This is a genomic window from Paraburkholderia sp. J12, assembly GCF_905220215.1.
Lineage (GTDB): Bacteria > Pseudomonadota > Gammaproteobacteria > Burkholderiales > Burkholderiaceae > Paraburkholderia.
On record NZ_CAJMZC010000024.1, the window covers coordinates 24,214 to 40,185 of the forward strand.

Sequence of the window (15,972 nt, forward strand, 5' to 3'; positions counted from 1 at the left end):
CCCGCCGGCAAGCGCCGTATTGCGGCATGCCAGGCGGCGCGGCCCGGCGCCTTCCTTCGACGGCGCCCAAGCCAACCCGCGCCGTCACCCTGCGATCCGCGCGCGGTCAAATCCGCGTCGGCCCGCGGCCCGTCCTTCGCGCTAGAATCGCGGACACGCCGTTGCAGCCCCAGGCTGTATCTCAAAACCGAACAACCGAGCGACATGAACGACGATAACGCGCTACTGCGCCGCGAGCGCGGCCTGCTGGTCCTCCTCGCCCTGATCTGCCTGGCCCTCGTGGGCGGCGCGCTCTACCTGCAATACGTCGAGCACGAAGATCCCTGCCCGTTGTGCATTCTCCAGCGCTACTTCTTCGTGCTGATCGCGATCTTCGCGTTCCTCGGCGCACGCCTCTCCAGCTGGCGCGGCGTGCGGCTGCTCGAACTGCTCGCCGCGCTCTCGGCCGCGGGCGGCATCGTCGCGGCGGGCAGGCTCGTGTGGGTGCAGGCCTTCCCGAGCTTCAGTTGCGGCTTCGATACACTGCAGCCGGTCATCGACGGCCTGCCGCCCGCGCACTGGCTGCCCGGCATCTTCAAGGTCCAGGGCCTGTGCGAAACCGTCTACCCGCCGATCCTCGGCGTTTCGGTACCCGCCTGGTCGCTGATCGCGTTCCTCTGCATCTTCCTGGCGCTCGTCTTCAGCCTCTGGCGCAATCGCCGCCGTCAGGTGTCGTGGCCGGGCATCCGGCGCTGAGCAAACGCTGTCCGAACGATTCCCCCCCATTTAATCTGCGCCCCGCGACGGCATCGCCGAAGCGGGGCGCAGCGCTTCTGAGCGCCCGCTCCACCGGCCTTTGCGCCCCAAAGGGCCGGAGCACGAATCCGGCTGTCATGACGGCGGCGTGATAACCCCCATCATCCGCAGGGAATACTTTCCCGACGCGAGCAGTGCTATCTTCGGAACTGGATGGCGATCTACGTGCGCGAGGCCGGCTTTGGCACGCCCCTGCGCGTAACGCGCGCCTGATCCGCAATGTCTCCCAGGTTCACCATGACAACGCAAACCATCCGATTCCTTCGCCGGGGCGCCGTGCATGACGTGCGCGATGTGCCGGTTACCCGCACGGTGCTGCAGCACCTGCGCGAGGATCTGCACGCCTGCGGCACCAAGGAAGGCTGTGCGGAAGGCGATTGCGGCGCGTGCACCGTGGTGCTCGGGGAGCTCGACGGCGACGGGCGGCTCGCGCTGAAGGCCGTCAACGCCTGCATCCAGTTCCTGCCCACGCTCGACGGCCGTGCCCTCTTCACCGTGGAGGACCTGCGCGGCCCCGACGGCGCGCTCCATCCCGTCCAGCAGGCCCTCGTCGATTGCCATGCCTCGCAGTGCGGCTTCTGCACGCCGGGCTTCGTCATGTCGCTCTGGGCGCTCTACGAGCACCAGAGCGTGAGCGCCGGCCTGCCCACGCGCGACGAGATCAATCAGGCCCTCTCGGGCAATCTGTGCCGCTGCACCGGCTACCGGCCCATCATCGATGCCGCTCAGCGCATGTTCGACTACGCCGCGTATCCGCGCGCGAGGTTCGAGCGGGCCGGCATCGAAGACGCGCTGCGCGCGCTCGTGCGCCCCGGCACCTTCGAATACCGTTCGAGCCAGCCCGCCCACGGCAAGGGTGAGGGCGAGGCCACGTTCTACGCCCCGCGCACGCTGGCCGAATTCGCCGCCTTGCGCGCGAAGCTGCCCGAAGCGCGCGTGCTGGCCGGCAGCACCGACGTGGGGCTGTGGGTCACCAAGCAGTTCCGCGAACTGGGCGACCTGATCTATACCGGCAATGTCACCGAACTGCGCGCGATCGCGCTCGACGCCGGATCGCTCACGATCGGCGCGGCCGTACCGCTCGAAGAGGCGTACGCGGCGCTTGCCGTCGATTACCCCGAGCTCGCCGAGCTCTGGGCGCGCTTTGCTTCGCTGCCGATCCGCAATGCCGGCACGCTGGGCGGCAACGTCGCGAACGGCTCGCCCATCGGCGACTCGATGCCGGCTCTCCTCGCCCTCGACGCCCAGGTCGTGCTGCGCCGCGCCGCCCGTGTGCGCGCCCTGCCGCTTGCCGCGTTCTACACCGGCTACCAGAAGAACGCGCTCGAACCGGGCGAGTTCGTCGAGGCGATCCGCGTGCCGCGCCCCGCGCCCACGCTGCGCTTTCGCACCTACAAGATTTCGAAGCGCTACGACCAGGACATCTCGGCGGTGTGCGCGGCGTTCGCGCTCGAGATCGACGAGGACGGCATCATCACGAACGCGCGCGTGGCGTTCGGCGGCATGGCCGCCACGCCCGCGCGGGCCGCGCGCGCCGAAGCCGCGCTCGCCGGCGCACGCTGGGACGAAGCGACGGCGCAGCGCGCCATGGCGGCGCTCGACGCCGACTACCAGCCGCTCTCCGACCTGCGCGCGAGCGCCGCGTACCGCGTGAAGGTCGCGCGCAATCTGCTGTGGCGCTGTTGGCTGGAGACGCGCGACGAGGCGCCGCTCGCGCTGTGCGACGTGAATGCCTTCGCCTTCGCGGCCGAAGACGGCGAAGACCAGGACGCGGCGCTCGCGGGAGAAGCATCGTGAACCGCCAGTCCGATCCGTTCGTTGTACACACGGCAGCGCATGCAGCGGTGCATTCGGCACTGGGCGCCCCGCTCCCGCACGAATCCGCCGAACTGCACGTGAGCGGCGAGGCGCGCTACACCGACGACATCCCCGAGGTGCAAGGCACGCTTCACGCGGCGCTCGGCCTCGCGCGCCTCGCGCATGCGCGCATCGTGTCGCTCGACCTGCGCCGCGTGTGCGAAGCGCCGGGCGTGGTCGCGGTGCTCTGCGCGGCCGACATCCCCGGCGAGAACAACTGCGGCCCCGTGCTGCACGACGATCCGGTGCTCGCCGACGGCATCGTGCAGTATCTCGGTCAGCCCGTATTCGCCGTGATCGCAACGAGCCACGATCTGGCGCGCCGCGCAGCCGCGCTCGCCGCCAGCGACGACGTCATGCGCTACGAGCCGCTCGACCCCGTGCTCTCAATTACCGAAGCGCGCGCACGGCAGCACTACGTGCTGCCGCCGCTGCATCTCGCGCGCGGCACGCCTGCCGAGCGGATCGCGGCGGCGCCCCATCGCATTGCAGGTTCGTTCGAAGTGGGCGGACAGGAGCAGTTCTACCTCGAAGGCCAGGTCGCCTATGCGCTGCCGCAAGAGCAGGACGGCATGCTCGTCTTCAGCTCGACGCAGCATCCCAGCGAAATGCAGCAGCTCGTTGCCCATCTGCTCGACTGGCCCGCGCATCGCGTGGCGTGCGAATGCCGGCGCATGGGCGGCGGCTTCGGCGGCAAGGAATCGCAGTCGGCGCTCTTCGCCTGCGTGGCCGCGCTCGCGGCGCACAAGACCGGCCGCCCCGTGAAGCTGCGCGCGGACCGCGACGACGACTTCATGATCACGGGCAAGCGTCACGACGCGCTGTACGAGTACGAGGCAGGCTTCGACGACGAGGGACGGCTCCTCGGCGCGCGCGTGGAAATCGCGCTGCGAGCGGGCTATTCGGCCGACCTTTCCGGCGCCGTCGCCACGCGCGCGGTCTGCCACGTCGACAATGCCTACTTTCTCTCCGACGTCGATATCGTCGCGCTCTGCTGCAAGACCAACACGCAGTCGAACACCGCGTTTCGCGGCTTCGGCGGCCCCCAGGGCGCACTGGTGATGGAGGTGATGCTCGACGGCATCGCGAAGCAGTTGAACCGCGATCCGCTCGACGTGCGCCGCGTGAACTACTACGGCGTCGGCGAGCGCGAACTCACGCCTTACGGCCAGCGCGTCGAGGACAACGTGCTCGCGCCGCTCACCGACGAACTGCTCGCCTCGAGCCGCTATCGCGAACGACGCGCCGCGCTCGCCGGCTGGAACCGCACGAGCCCGGTGCTCAAGCGCGGCATCGCGATCACGCCGGTGAAGTTCGGGATTTCGTTCAACGTGCCGCACCTGAACCAGGCGGGCGCGCTCGTGCATGTCTATCGCGACGGCTCGGTGCTCGTGAATCACGGCGGCACCGAAATGGGCCAGGGGCTCAACACCAAGGTCGCGCAGGTGGTGGCCGGCACCTTCGGGCTGCCGCTCGCGCGCGTGCGCGTGAGCGCCACCGATACGGCCAAGGTGGCCAATACCTCGGCCACCGCCGCCTCCACGGGCAGCGACCTCAACGGCAAGGCTGCCGAGGCCGCCGCGCTGACCATCCGCGCACGCCTCGCCGGACTGGCTGCTGCGCAGTACGGCTGTGCGACCGAGGCCGTGGTGTTCGAGGACGGCACGGTGCAGGCGAACGGCGCCTCGGTGCCATTTGGAGAGTTCGTCGAGCGCGCCTACCTCCAGCGCGTGCAGCTATGGTCGGATGGCTTCTACGCCACGCCGAAGGTCCACTGGGACGCGCGCACGCTCACGGGCCATCCGTTCTACTACTTCGCCTACGGTGCGGCGGTGTCGGAGGTGGTCGTCGATACGCTCACGGGCGAATGGAAACTCGTGCGCGCAGACCTGCTGCATGACGCGGGCCAGTCGATCAACCCGGCCATCGACATCGGCCAGGTGGAAGGCGCGTTCATTCAGGGCATGGGCTGGCTCACGACCGAGGAACTCTGGTGGAACCGCGACGGGCGGCTGATGACACACGCGCCGTCCACCTACAAGATCCCGGCGATCAGCGATACGCCCGCCGCATTCACGACCCGGCTCTTTCGCAACGACAACGCCGAACCCACCGTATTCCACTCGAAGGCCGTGGGCGAGCCGCCACTGTTGCTGCCGTTCTCGGTCTTTCTCGCGATCCGCGATGCCGTCGGCGCGGCGGTCCCCGAAGCGCGCGTCGCGGCGCCGTTGCGCGCCCCCGCTACGCCCGAGGCCATACTCGATGCGATCGAGGCGCTGCGTGTAGAAGCGCCAGCGGTCACGCCGGAGCCGGTCGCCGCCGGTCCGGCAGGCGGTCATGCGGCCACCCCGCCGGTGCCGGCGGCGACCCGCCACGAACAGGCTGACTGAAGAAATGGACAAGAGGCTTCGCGCATTGCGCGAAGCCGCGAAGATTAACCGGCGACACGCCCCGCGTGTAGCCCGAAGTAGGGAGAACCGCCAGATGCAAGCCTGGCTCACCGATCTGCAGCAACTGCTCGCGCACGGCGACGCCGCCGTGCTCGTGACGGTCGCGCGCGTCGAAGGATCGGCGCCGCGCGAAGCCGGCACGAAGATGATCGTGACGCGCGAAGCCGCGCGCCACACGATAGGCGGCGGCCACCTCGAATGGAAGGCCATCGAGATCGCGCGCCAGGTGCTGCGCGACGGCATGCGCGCGCCCCACGTGCGACGCCTGGAGCGCCTCGCGCTCGGGCCGAGCCTCGGCCAGTGCTGCGGCGGCGCGGTCGTGCTCGCGTTCGAGCGGCTCGACGTGGGCGACCTGGGGTGGCTCGCCACGCTGGCGCGGCGCCTTGCGGCCGGCGCTTCGACGGTGCGTAGCGTATCATTCCGGTCCTCGCGGATTGGGAACGGGAACCCGCATGCGGCGGGCAACGCAGCAACGGCGAGTCGTCCCGCGGCGGGCGCCCCCGTGATGCTGTCCGAGCCGGAACCCGGCGTCGAAGCCCCCGATTGCCTGCTTTGGGATGCCGGGGACGGCGAAGGCAGTGCGCTCCTCACCGAGACCATCGCGCCCAACGACTTCCCCGTCGTGCTGTTCGGCGCGGGGCACGTGGGCGCGGCGCTCGTGCGCGTACTCGGCACGCTGCCGTGCCGGGTGCGCTGGGTGGACGAACGCGACGCCGCGTTTCCGTCACCCGAGGCCTTTGCCGCGCTCGCCGCGCCCAACGTCGAAATCGACGCGAACGACGCCCCCGACGAAGCCGTCGATACCGCCCTGCCCGGCACGAGCTTCATCGTGATGACGCACGATCATTCGCTCGACCTCGAGCTCGCCGAGCGCATCCTGCGCCGCGGCGACTTCGTGTTCTTCGGCATGATCGGCTCGCACACGAAGCGCAAGCAGTTCGAGCACCGGCTCGCCGCGCGCGGCATCGATCCGCAGCAGATCGCGCGGATGAAGTGCCCGCTCGGCGTGGACGGCATCGTCGACAAGTCGCCCGAAGTCATCGCGATCTCGGCCGCCGCACAGCTCCTGCAGGCGATCGAGGCGCATGCGGCGCTCGTCCCCGCCCATTCCGCGTGATGTCAACTACCCACGGACCGACCCAACCATGACCGTCACGACCTCCGCAGTCCCGCTCGTAGAAAAAGCCGCGCGCGCGCCGAAGTCCGAGCTGCACATCCATATCGAAGGCTCGCTCGAACCCGAGCTGATCTTCGCGCTCGCGCAGCGCAACAACGTGAAGCTCGCGTACGACTCGATCGAGTCGCTGCGCCGCGCCTACGCGTTCACCGACCTGCAGTCGTTTCTCGACATCTATTACGCGGGCGCGAGCGTGCTGCTCACGGAGCAGGACTTCTACGACATGACGATGGCCTATTGCGAGCGCGCGCTCGCGGACAATGTCGTGCACACCGAAATTTTCTTCGATCCGCAGACGCACACCGAACGCGGCGTGCCGATCGACACCGTGGTCGCGGGCATCGATCGCGCGCTCGCCGACGCCGAAAAGCGCGGGCTCACAAGCAAGCTGATCCTGTGCTTCCTGCGCCATCTGAGCGAAGCCGATGCGCTCGCCACCTTCGAAGCCGCGCTGCCGCTTTTCGAGCGCCATCCGCGCATGATCGGCGTGGGCCTCGACTCGTCCGAGCGCGGGCATCCGCCCTCGAAGTTCGAGCGCGTGTTCGAAAAGGCGCGCGCCAGGGGCCTGAAACTCGTCGCGCATGCGGGCGAGGAAGGCCCGCCCTCGTACATCTACGAGGCGCTCGATCTGCTGAAGGTGGATCGCGTCGACCACGGCGTGCGCAGCATCGAGGACGCGGCGCTCGTCACGCGTCTTGCCGACACGCGCGTGGCGCTCACCGTGTGCCCGCTCTCGAATCTCAAGCTGTGCGTGTTCGACGACATGACGAAGCACACGCTCAAGGACCTGCTCGACGAAGGCGTCGCGGTCACGGTCAATTCCGACGATCCCGCCTATTTCGGCGGCTACGTCAACGAGAACTACACGGCGATCATCGACGCGCTGAAGCTGAACGATCAGGAGGTCTACACGATCCTGCGCAACGGTTTCGAAGCGTCGTTCGTGAGCCCCGCCGAGCGGGCCGCGCTGATCGCGAAGCTCGACGCTTACTGGAGCGGCACGACCCAGTAAGCCCACCGGATCACACCCTCCGAACGCCCCGCGAGGGGCGGGAAGGACACTGCAGGGACCGACGCAGGACCGACGTCACAGCGCCGGGCCATGGGCCCTCTTGCGCCGCGTTTTTCAGGGGCGGCGCAACCGAAGGATTTCAACCTCACTCAAACCTGAAGATTTCGGAGACGTAGTTCCCATGACTCAATCGGCTTACCGCGCAAAACTGTTGACGTTCACCGGCGACCCCGCGCAATCGTCCGACGCCGCCGTCTATCACGAAGACGGCGTCGTGATCGTCGAAAACGGCCACGTGGTCGCGTCGGGCGCATGGTCCGCGCACGCCGGCCGCCTCGCCGACGGTGCCGCCGTCCACGACCTGCGCGACAAGCTGATCGTGCCGGGCTTCATCGACACGCACATCCATTACCCGCAGACCGACATGATCGCCTCGCCGGCGCCGGGCCTGCTGCCGTGGCTGGAGACGTACACGTTCCCGACCGAGCGCGGCTTCGAACAGGAAGCGGTGGCCGAGGACACGGCGCGCTTTTTCGTCGATGAACTGCTCGCGAGCGGCACGACCACGGCGCTCGTCTATTGCACGGTGCACAAGCAGTCGGCCGATGCGCTCTTTGGCGCGAGCGAGGCGAAGAACCTGCGCATGATCGCAGGCAAGGTGCTGATGGACCGCCACTGCCCCGAGTTCCTGCGCGACACGCCGCAGACGGGCTACGACGACAGCGCCGAGCTGATCGGCCGCTGGCACAACCGCGGCCGCCAGATGTACGCGCTCACGCCGCGCTTCGCGCCCACCTCGACCGAAGCGCAGCTCGAAGCCTGCCAGGCGCTCGCGAAGGCGCACCCGGACATCTTCATCCAGAGCCACGTGGCCGAGAATCCCGACGAGGTGAAGTGGGTGAGCGAGCTGTTCCCGCGCCAGCGCAGCTACCTCGACGTCTACGATCATTACGGACTCCTGCGCCGCCGCGCCGTGTACGGCCACTGCATCTGGCTCGACGACGAAGACCGCCGCCGCATGGCGCAAACGGGCGCCGTGGCGGCGCACTGCCCCACGTCGAACCTTTTCCTCGGCAGCGGGCTGTTCGACTTCGACAAGGCGAACGAGTCGGCGATGCCCGTGACGCTCGCGACGGACGTGGGCGGCGGCACGTCGTTCTCGATGCTGCAGACCATGAACGAGGCGCACAAGGTCGCGCGCATGGGCGGCCATCATCTCACCGCCACGCGCATGTTCTGGCTCGCGACGGCGGGCGCGGCCGAGGCGCTCGATCTGGCCGATACCGTCGGCACGCTGGCGCCAAAGACCGAAGCCGACTTCGTCGTGCTCGATCCGCAGGCAACGCCGCTCCTCGCGCGACGCACGGCGCGCGCGGAATCGCTCGAGGAATTGCTGTTCGCGCTGGCGCTGCTCGGCGACGACCGCGCGGTGTACGAAACCTACGCGGCCGGCAAGCGTGTCCACCGCCGCGGCGAGCGGGCAGCGGCGCACCCGGCATAAGCGCGCCTGCGCCCGGCGGACTTACCGCAATTACTGCACCGCAGCAGCGCCGGAAGCCGGCGCGGCCGGGGCCGGCGCCGGGGCAAGGCCGGCAGCAGCCGGAGGCGGCACGGCCGTTTCGTTCGGCGCCCCGCCGTTCTTCTCGAGCGGCAGCTTGACCACCTGCACCGAGCCGTTGGCCATCGGGAAGTCGGCCAGCGCGCTGCGCACCAGATAGGGCATCGCGCGCACGAGCGACGGCTCGTCGCCGGAGGTGCGCGCCGAGACGTTATAGAGCTCCTTGCCGGTCGCCTTGTCGGTAATGCGGATGCTGAGCACATGCGTATAGACCGGATAGGTCTGGTTCACGTAGGCCGGCGCATACGGGCCCCACGGCCCCCACGGATTGAACGGCCCCCAGTAGGGGCCCGGCCACGGGTTGTAGAACACCGGCTGGGCCACCGTCACCTGGTCCATGCGGCTGCCGTAGGCGAGGCCCACCAGGTAATGAGCCTGCGGGGCCTGCGCTTCGCTCACCTGGCGAAACGCCTGGGTGGCGAGCCCGCTCGCCACCATCTGCTCGTAGGTCGCCTGCTCGATGCTCTGCTTCTGCGCGGGGTTGCGCGTAAAGGCATAGGTGCGCGTGGCGTCGCTGCCGCCGTCCCAGGCGGAGAACGCCGTCACCTGGCTCGTCACATAGGTCGTGCAGCCGGACAGCGTTACGGCCAGCGCTGCCAGCAGCATGAGCGCGCGGCGGGTCCATCGTTCGTGCTTCATGGTCTTCTCGTTCGTTTTTAACTGGATGTCCTGGGCGCGGCCACAGCAGCCGTACTCTCCGATACGGATGCGCCGCCGCACTTATTCCCTGCCTTTTCGATTTTCCTGACCGACGGACGGATCGCCGCCCGACGGTTCGCCGCCCGACGGATCGCCGCCCGGCCGTCCCGCAAGCGGGGCAGCCCGATCATACTGACTCGCGCGCGCGGGGGAAAGTTCGCGCGGCCCGAAGGCCGCCTCCACGGCCGCTTCGGACAATCCGGCCGCGCCTTTGTACAATGGCGCGATGCGCCGCGCCACGAGCGCTGCCGAAGACGCCACTGCAGCATCGCTGCATGCGCCCCCCAAGGTGCGCCGGGCGCCACAACCGCCGGCGCACCACCCACACGACGAGATCCCACCCGACCATGTCCGACACCACCGCCACGCCCAACGTGATCCGCCGCGCCGACTACGCGCCGCCCGCCTTCCTGATCGATACCGTCGATCTGGAGTTCGACCTCGTCCCGGAACGCACGATCGTCAAGAGCACGCTGCGCGTGCGCCGCAACCCTGCAGCCTCGGGCTCGACGGCGGCCGCGCACCTCGAACTGACGGGCGAGCAGCTGGAATTCCTCGGTGCGGCGATCGACGGCAAGCCGTATGCGAGCGTGCGCGCCCACGAACATGGCCTCACGGTCGAAAACGTGCCCGACGCGTTCGAGCTGACGCTCACCGGCGCCTGCGATCCGGCCGCCAACACGACGCTTTCGGGCCTTTACGTTTCAGGTGGCAACTTCTTCACGCAGTGCGAGGCCGAAGGTTTCCGCCGCATCACGTGGTTCCTCGACCGTCCCGACGTGATGGCCACCTACACGGTGACGCTGCGCGCCGACAAGACCGCTTACCCCGTGCTGCTCTCGAACGGCAACCTCGTCGCCGAGGGCGAGCTGCCCGACGGCCGCCACTTCGCGAAGTGGGAAGACCCGTTCCGCAAGCCGTGCTACCTGTTCGCGCTGGTGGCGGGCAAGCTCGTGGCGATCGAAGAGCGCATCACGAGCGGCTCGGGCAAGGAAAAGCTGCTGCAAGTATGGGTCGAGCCGCACGACCTCGACAAGACGCGCCACGCGATGGACTCGCTCATCAACTCGATCCGCTGGGACGAGCAGCGCTTCGGCCTCGAACTCGATCTCGACCGCTTCATGATCGTCGCGGTGAGCGACTTCAACATGGGCGCGATGGAGAACAAGGGGCTCAACATCTTCAACACGAAGTACGTGCTGGCGAATCCGGAAACGGCCACCGACGTCGATTTCGCCAACATCGAGGCCGTGGTGGGCCACGAGTACTTCCACAACTGGACCGGCAACCGCGTGACCTGCCGCGACTGGTTCCAGCTGAGCCTGAAGGAAGGCCTCACGGTGTTCCGCGATCAGGAGTTCTCGGCGGCGATGTCGGGCGGCGACGAGAACGAAGCCGCGCGCGCCACCAAGCGCATCGAGGACGTACGCGTGCTGCGCCAGATGCAGTTCGCCGAGGACGCGGGCCCGATGGCGCATCCGGTGCGCCCCGAGAGCTACGTCGAGATCAACAACTTCTACACGATGACCGTCTATGAGAAAGGCTCGGAAGTCGTGCGGATGTATCAGACGCTCTTCGGCCGCGACGGCTTCCGCAAGGGCATGGACCTGTACTTCCAGCGCCATGACGGCCAGGCCGTGACCTGCGACGACTTCCGCGCCGCGATGGCCGACGCCAACGGCCGCGACCTCGCGCAGTACGAACGCTGGTACAGCCAGGCCGGCACGCCGCGCGTGACGGTCACGACGCGCTACGACGAAGCGCAAAAGCGCTACAGCGTGACGCTCGCGCAGGACTACGGCAACGCCGCGCCGGCCGCGCGCGAAACACAGAAGGGACCGCTGCTGATTCCGTTTGCGATCGGCCTGATCGGCCCGGACGGCAAGGATCTGCCGCTGCACCTGGAAGGCGATGCGAACGCGGGCGGCGCACAAAGCGGCACGACGCGCGTGCTCGAACTCACCGGAACCCAGCAGACCTTCACGTTCGTCGACGTGCCGGTGAAGCCCCTGCCCTCGCTGCTGCGCAACTTCTCGGCGCCGGTGATCGTCGAGTACGACTACAGCAACGACGAACTGGCGTTCCTGCTCGCTCACGACAGCGACCCGTTCAACCGCTGGGAAGCGGGCCAGCGGCTCGCCACGCGCGAACTGCTCGCGCTCGGCGCGCGCGCGGCAGCCGGCCAGCCGCTCGAAGTCGACGACGCCGTGGTCGAAGCCTTCCGCCGCGTGCTCAACGACGCAACGCTTTCGCCGTCGTTCCGCGAGCTGGCGCTGATGCTGCCGTCGGAAACCTATCTGGCCGAGCAGATGGTCGAATCCGATCCAGCCGCCGTGCACGCCGCGCGCCAGTTCCTGCGCAAGCGTCTTGCCACGGCGCTCAAGGCCGACTGGCTCTCCGCCTATGAGCGCCACGTGACGCCGGGCGCCTACGAACCGACGCCCGAAGCCGCGGGCAAGCGCGCGCTGAAGAACCTCGCGCTCTCGTATCTCGCGGAACTGGACGATCCGGCCGACGCCGTGCGTCTCGCCGGCGCGCAATATGACGCGGCGAACAACATGACCGACCGCGCGGCGGCGCTTTCGGCACTCCTGAACGCCTCGTCGGCCACGGGCGGCGACTTTGCGAAGCAGGCGCTCGAAGACTTCTACGCGCGCTTCGAGCGCGAGCCGCTCGTCATCGACAAGTGGTTCGCCCTCCAGGCCATGCAGAGAGGCAGCGCGGCGCGTCCGGTGATCGACACCGTGCGCGCGCTCATGCGCCATCCCGCGTTCAACCTGAAGAACCCGAACCGCGCACGCTCGCTGATCTTCAGCTTCTGCGCCGCGAACCCGGCGCAGTTCCACGCCGCCGACGGCTCGGGCTACGCGTTCTGGGCCGAGCAGGTGCTCGCGCTCGACGCGATCAATCCGCAGGTCGCAGCCCGCCTCGCACGCAACCTCGAACTGTGGCGCCGCTTCACGCCCGCGCTGCGCGAGCCGATGCGGGCCGCCCTGGAGAAGGTCGCCGCTGGCGTGAAGTCGCGCGACGTGCGCGAAATCGTCGAAAAAGCGCTGGGCTAAGCGGCGCGAGCAGGCTGAAACACGCACCGTAACCATCCGGTGCCGCGCCCCGACCGGCGCGGCACCGGATTTTCTTTTTTGCACGGCCGGCTCCGGGTCGCGCAAGGTCGAGCGGGTAGAATCGTGCTATTCCCAAGCCTACCCGGAGTCCTGCAATGGCTTTGCAACGTCGTACCACTCTCACGAAGTACCTGATCGAGCAGCAGCGTCAGCACCGCAACCTGCCGGCCGATCTGCGCCTTTTGATCGAAGTCGTCGCCCGCGCCTGCAAGGCGATCAGCTTCAACGTCAGCAAGGGTGCGCTCGGCGATGCGCTCGGCACCGCCGGCAGCGAGAACGTGCAGGGCGAGGTGCAGAAGAATCTCGACATCCTCTCGAACGAAATCCTGCTCGACGCCAACGAATGGGGCGGCAACCTCGCCGCCATGGCATCGGAAGAAATGGAAACGTTCTTCCCGATCCCGGCCAACTATCCGAAGGGCGAATACCTGCTCGTGTTCGATCCGCTCGACGGTTCGTCGAACATCGACGTGAACGTTTCGATCGGCACGATTTTCTCGGTGCTGCGCTGCCCGGACGGCCAGCAGCCCACCGAAGCCTCGTTCCTGCAGCCCGGCACGAAGCAGGTCGCGGCCGGCTATGCGGTGTACGGCCCGCAAACGGTGCTCGTGCTCACGACCGGCCACGGCGTGAACTGCTTCACGCTCGACCGCGAGCTCGGATCGTGGGTGCTCACGCAGAGCAACATGCGCATTCCGGAAGACACGCGCGAGTACGCGATCAACGCCTCGAACGCGCGCCACTGGTACGAGCCGGTGCAGAAGTACATCGGCGAGCTGAACGAAGGCAAGGACGGCCCGCGCGGCGAAAACTTCAACATGCGCTGGATCGCCTCGATGGTCGCCGACGTGCACCGTATCCTGAACCGCGGCGGCATCTTCATGTATCCGGCCGACAAGCGCGATCCGTCCAAGCCCGGCAAGCTGCGCCTGATGTACGAAGCGAATCCGATGTCGTTCATCGTCGAGCAGGCGGGCGGCGTGGCCACGAACGGCGAAGAGCGCATTCTCGATATTCAGCCCACGAGCCTGCACGAGCGCGTGGCGGTGTTCCTCGGCTCGAAGAACGAAGTCGAGCGCGTGACCCGCTATCATCACGAAGCAAAAAAATGAAAAAAGGCGGAGGAAGGACTTGCGCACCCCGCGAATTCTTCCTATAATCTTCCTTCTCTGATGCCGGAATAGCTCAGACGGTAGAGCAGCGCATTCGTAATGCGAAGGTCGGGGGTTCGATTCCTCTTTCCGGCACCACAGGTTTCAAGCGAAAGCCCAGTCTTAGGACTGGGCTTTTTGCTTTGCAGCTTGCGTTCGGCTCCGTGCCCGCAAGCCTCGGCACATCAATCAGATCGCATAGCCCCTCTAAACACTTTCGCGTTTCTCGCGCAGAAAGTCGATGAACACGCGCAGCCTGGGGGGCACTTGCGTGCGCCCCGCCGTGTCGAGATAAAAACCGGGAAACGAAGGACACCACGCCTCGAGCACTGGCACCAACCGTCCATCGTCGAGTTGCGCGCGCACGAAATCCTCGATGATGTGCAGTAGCCTACGCCCTCCTCGGCCGCCCGAACCATCATGCGCAGGTCATTGGTACGCGGACTGGTACGCGGACCGCACGCAAACGCTCGCGGACTGGCGCAACTCGAGCGCGACGCGACCAGCGGCGGGAACGCGGGAACAATCGCGCACGCCGCACGGTCTCTTTTATGTGCATTGCACAATAAATCGCCGCTCAATCACGTTCGCCATCGGATTAATCAAACGAATGGACTGTAACGGTCTTTTACAGAGTTTAAAGAAAAATCAGAAATTCCAGCGTCAACCACCAGGGATAATCACGCGTTGAGCCGATATGGCGGTTTCCTGGACAGCGCGCACGCGTGTTGCCGGCATGGAAGCCGTTCACGGTTGTGTGCGGAAGCGAACAGGTTCGGAGACTGGGGGCTTGCCGAGGGGCTCTGGGAGGGCGTTGGGAGTGCCGAACGCCGCGCGGGCGGAAGCCTGTGGTCTCGATCGCGGAATGACAGGGAGCCGAAGAATTATATTCCGCCCCAGTTATTGAGATGTGACGTTGTGCGATTAAAGCAACACGCGCATTCGAAAAGCACTGTTACCGTGATCGAGACTAGCGCATTTGAAGGGCCAAGTCGGATAATCGGCTTACACAGGAGAAAGATCATGGACGCCAAACCGCCAAGAATTCCGACCCCGGACAAAGTTTTCAGCCCGGATCCGGAACCGGTGGCCGTCGAGTTCCTCGGGGATGAACTGCCCGCCCACGTGCGCGCATTTCTCGACGAACAACGTAAAGCCCACGAACAGAAGTAACGGGGAACGCGCACACGCGCGATGAAGGGCGGGTTGCCTGAACGACTCGCCCGCTTGGCGTGTGCCTGTCAAATGCGACGCCTGAGCATCTGCGCGGTGCCTGGGCTCCCAGCGAGCCAGGCGCGATAAACGCGCCGCATCAACTCAGCCGTCGGCAGCAATTCACGCTCCCCACAGTCCGACATTCGGCCAATCAGCCGCTTGCGTGCCAATACCCGCTATCCTTCGGTTTTCGCGACTACGGCCTGCTGGGCCCTTTCCACGCATATGAATTCGCTCGTCCGCGCAGGCGCGCGCTGCGCCGCCGCCCTGCTGCTCGCCCTGCCCTTTGCGCCGGCTCACGCCGACGGCGACGATACGGCGCTCACCAATCTGATCGCTCTCGTCTCGCAACGTCTTTCGCTTGCTGAACCCGTTGCCCACTGGAAGTGGGAGCACCACAAGCCCATTACCGATACGCCGCGAGAAGACGCGCTTCTAGCCGATGTCCAGAAGCGCGCGGCGGCGGCCGGCGTCGATCCGGCCTTCGCCCACGCCTTTTTCCGCGATCAGATCGATGCGAGCACCGAGGTGCAAAAGGCGCTGTTCGAATCGTGGCGCACCACCCAGGCACCGGCCGGCGACGCGCCGGATCTGGCCACCGTGATGCGCCCGCAACTCGATCGCCTCACCGGGCAGTTGATCGGAGCTCTGGCGCAGGTCCAGCCACTGCGCGCTTCGGATGATTGCCCGACCCGCCTCGCCCGCTCGGTGGCCAACTGGAAGCAACTGACGCGCTATGACTCCACGCGTGTGGAGGCACTGAACCGGGCCCTGGGTCACGTCTGCGAGAGCGGCGGCCCAGGCGGCGTAGCCTGAGCGCCTGAACGCCGCAAAATCGCGCCGTGCAATAACCTCACTGCGGCCTCGCTGTGCGAT

The 15,972-nt window shown here is 67.2% G+C and carries 12 protein-coding genes and 1 tRNA gene; 11 read left to right on the top strand and 2 right to left on the bottom strand.

The window, feature by feature from the left end:
- Positions 1-204 precede the first annotated feature (204 nt).
- From U5760_RS30020 to guaD, 6 genes are all read left to right on the top strand, one after another.
- Positions 205-735 carry a disulfide bond formation protein B gene (locus U5760_RS30020; protein ID WP_322015945.1) on the top strand — a complete coding sequence of 177 codons (531 nt, stop codon included), beginning with the start codon at positions 205-207 and terminating at the stop codon, positions 733-735.
- A 297-nt stretch (positions 736-1,032) separates the two neighbouring features.
- Entirely contained in the window at positions 1,033-2,592 is a 1,560-nt protein-coding gene (xdhA, locus tag U5760_RS30025) for a xanthine dehydrogenase small subunit (RefSeq protein WP_322015946.1), read from the top strand.
- Entirely contained in the window at positions 2,589-5,042 is a 2,454-nt protein-coding gene (xdhB, locus tag U5760_RS30030; RefSeq protein WP_322015947.1) for a xanthine dehydrogenase molybdopterin binding subunit, read from the top strand. Before xdhA ends, xdhB begins: the two co-directional genes overlap by 4 nt.
- 94 nt (positions 5,043-5,136) lie before the next feature.
- Entirely contained in the window at positions 5,137-6,219 is a 1,083-nt protein-coding gene (gene xdhC, locus U5760_RS30035) for a xanthine dehydrogenase accessory protein XdhC (protein WP_322015948.1), read from the top strand.
- 28 nt (positions 6,220-6,247) lie between these two features.
- Complete coding sequence (locus U5760_RS30040; protein ID WP_322015949.1) at positions 6,248-7,291, top strand: adenosine deaminase; 1,044 nt, start codon at positions 6,248-6,250, stop codon at positions 7,289-7,291.
- A gap of 181 nt (positions 7,292-7,472) precedes the next feature.
- Positions 7,473-8,792 carry a guanine deaminase gene (guaD, locus tag U5760_RS30045; RefSeq protein ID WP_322015950.1) on the top strand — a complete coding sequence of 440 codons (1,320 nt, stop codon included), beginning with the start codon at positions 7,473-7,475 and terminating at the stop codon, positions 8,790-8,792.
- Positions 8,793-8,822: 30 nt separating this feature from the next.
- On the opposite strand, the gene U5760_RS30050 is transcribed toward guaD, so the two are convergent.
- Positions 8,823-9,548, bottom strand: coding sequence for a DUF4136 domain-containing protein (locus tag U5760_RS30050; RefSeq protein WP_322015951.1), 726 nt, complete (start codon positions 9,546-9,548; stop codon positions 8,823-8,825).
- 407 nt (positions 9,549-9,955) lie between these two features.
- On the opposite strand from U5760_RS30050, the gene pepN reads away from it, so the two are divergent.
- From pepN to U5760_RS30065, 3 genes are all read left to right on the top strand, one after another.
- Positions 9,956-12,670, top strand: a complete 2,715-nt coding sequence (pepN, locus tag U5760_RS30055; protein WP_322015952.1) for an aminopeptidase N — start codon at positions 9,956-9,958, stop codon at positions 12,668-12,670.
- A gap of 155 nt (positions 12,671-12,825) precedes the next feature.
- Complete coding sequence (locus tag U5760_RS30060; RefSeq protein WP_322015953.1) at positions 12,826-13,842, top strand: class 1 fructose-bisphosphatase; 1,017 nt, start codon at positions 12,826-12,828, stop codon at positions 13,840-13,842.
- Positions 13,843-13,904: 62 nt separating this feature from the next.
- Positions 13,905-13,980: transfer RNA gene (locus U5760_RS30065), tRNA-Thr, on the top strand.
- Positions 13,981-14,088: 108 nt separating this feature from the next.
- Here the strand turns inward: U5760_RS30065 and U5760_RS30070 are convergent.
- A complete protein-coding gene (locus tag U5760_RS30070; protein ID WP_322015954.1) occupies positions 14,089-14,247 on the bottom strand; it encodes a hypothetical protein in 159 nt (52 codons plus the stop codon).
- A 657-nt stretch (positions 14,248-14,904) separates the two neighbouring features.
- On the opposite strand from U5760_RS30070, the gene U5760_RS30075 reads away from it, so the two are divergent.
- On the top strand, positions 14,905-15,054 hold the full coding sequence (locus U5760_RS30075) for a hypothetical protein (protein WP_028226747.1): 150 nt from the start codon (positions 14,905-14,907) through the stop codon (positions 15,052-15,054).
- A 267-nt stretch (positions 15,055-15,321) separates the two neighbouring features.
- Positions 15,322-15,912, top strand: coding sequence for a chorismate mutase (locus U5760_RS30080; protein WP_322015955.1), 591 nt, complete (start codon positions 15,322-15,324; stop codon positions 15,910-15,912).
- Positions 15,913-15,972 lie beyond the last annotated feature (60 nt).

Coding starts and splice junctions, on each gene's coding strand:
- U5760_RS30020 (WP_322015945.1), top strand. CDS start 205: ATGAACGACGATAACGCGCTACTGCGCCGCGAGCGCGGCCTGCTGGTC.
- xdhA (WP_322015946.1), top strand. CDS start 1,033: ATGACAACGCAAACCATCCGATTCCTTCGCCGGGGCGCCGTGCATGAC.
- xdhC (WP_322015948.1), top strand. CDS start 5,137: ATGCAAGCCTGGCTCACCGATCTGCAGCAACTGCTCGCGCACGGCGAC.
- U5760_RS30040 (WP_322015949.1), top strand. CDS start 6,248: ATGACCGTCACGACCTCCGCAGTCCCGCTCGTAGAAAAAGCCGCGCGC.
- guaD (WP_322015950.1), top strand. CDS start 7,473: ATGACTCAATCGGCTTACCGCGCAAAACTGTTGACGTTCACCGGCGAC.
- U5760_RS30050 (WP_322015951.1), bottom strand. CDS start 9,548: ATGAAGCACGAACGATGGACCCGCCGCGCGCTCATGCTGCTGGCAGCG.
- pepN (WP_322015952.1), top strand. CDS start 9,956: ATGTCCGACACCACCGCCACGCCCAACGTGATCCGCCGCGCCGACTAC.
- U5760_RS30060 (WP_322015953.1), top strand. CDS start 12,826: ATGGCTTTGCAACGTCGTACCACTCTCACGAAGTACCTGATCGAGCAG.
- U5760_RS30075 (WP_028226747.1), top strand. CDS start 14,905: ATGGACGCCAAACCGCCAAGAATTCCGACCCCGGACAAAGTTTTCAGC.
- U5760_RS30080 (WP_322015955.1), top strand. CDS start 15,322: ATGAATTCGCTCGTCCGCGCAGGCGCGCGCTGCGCCGCCGCCCTGCTG.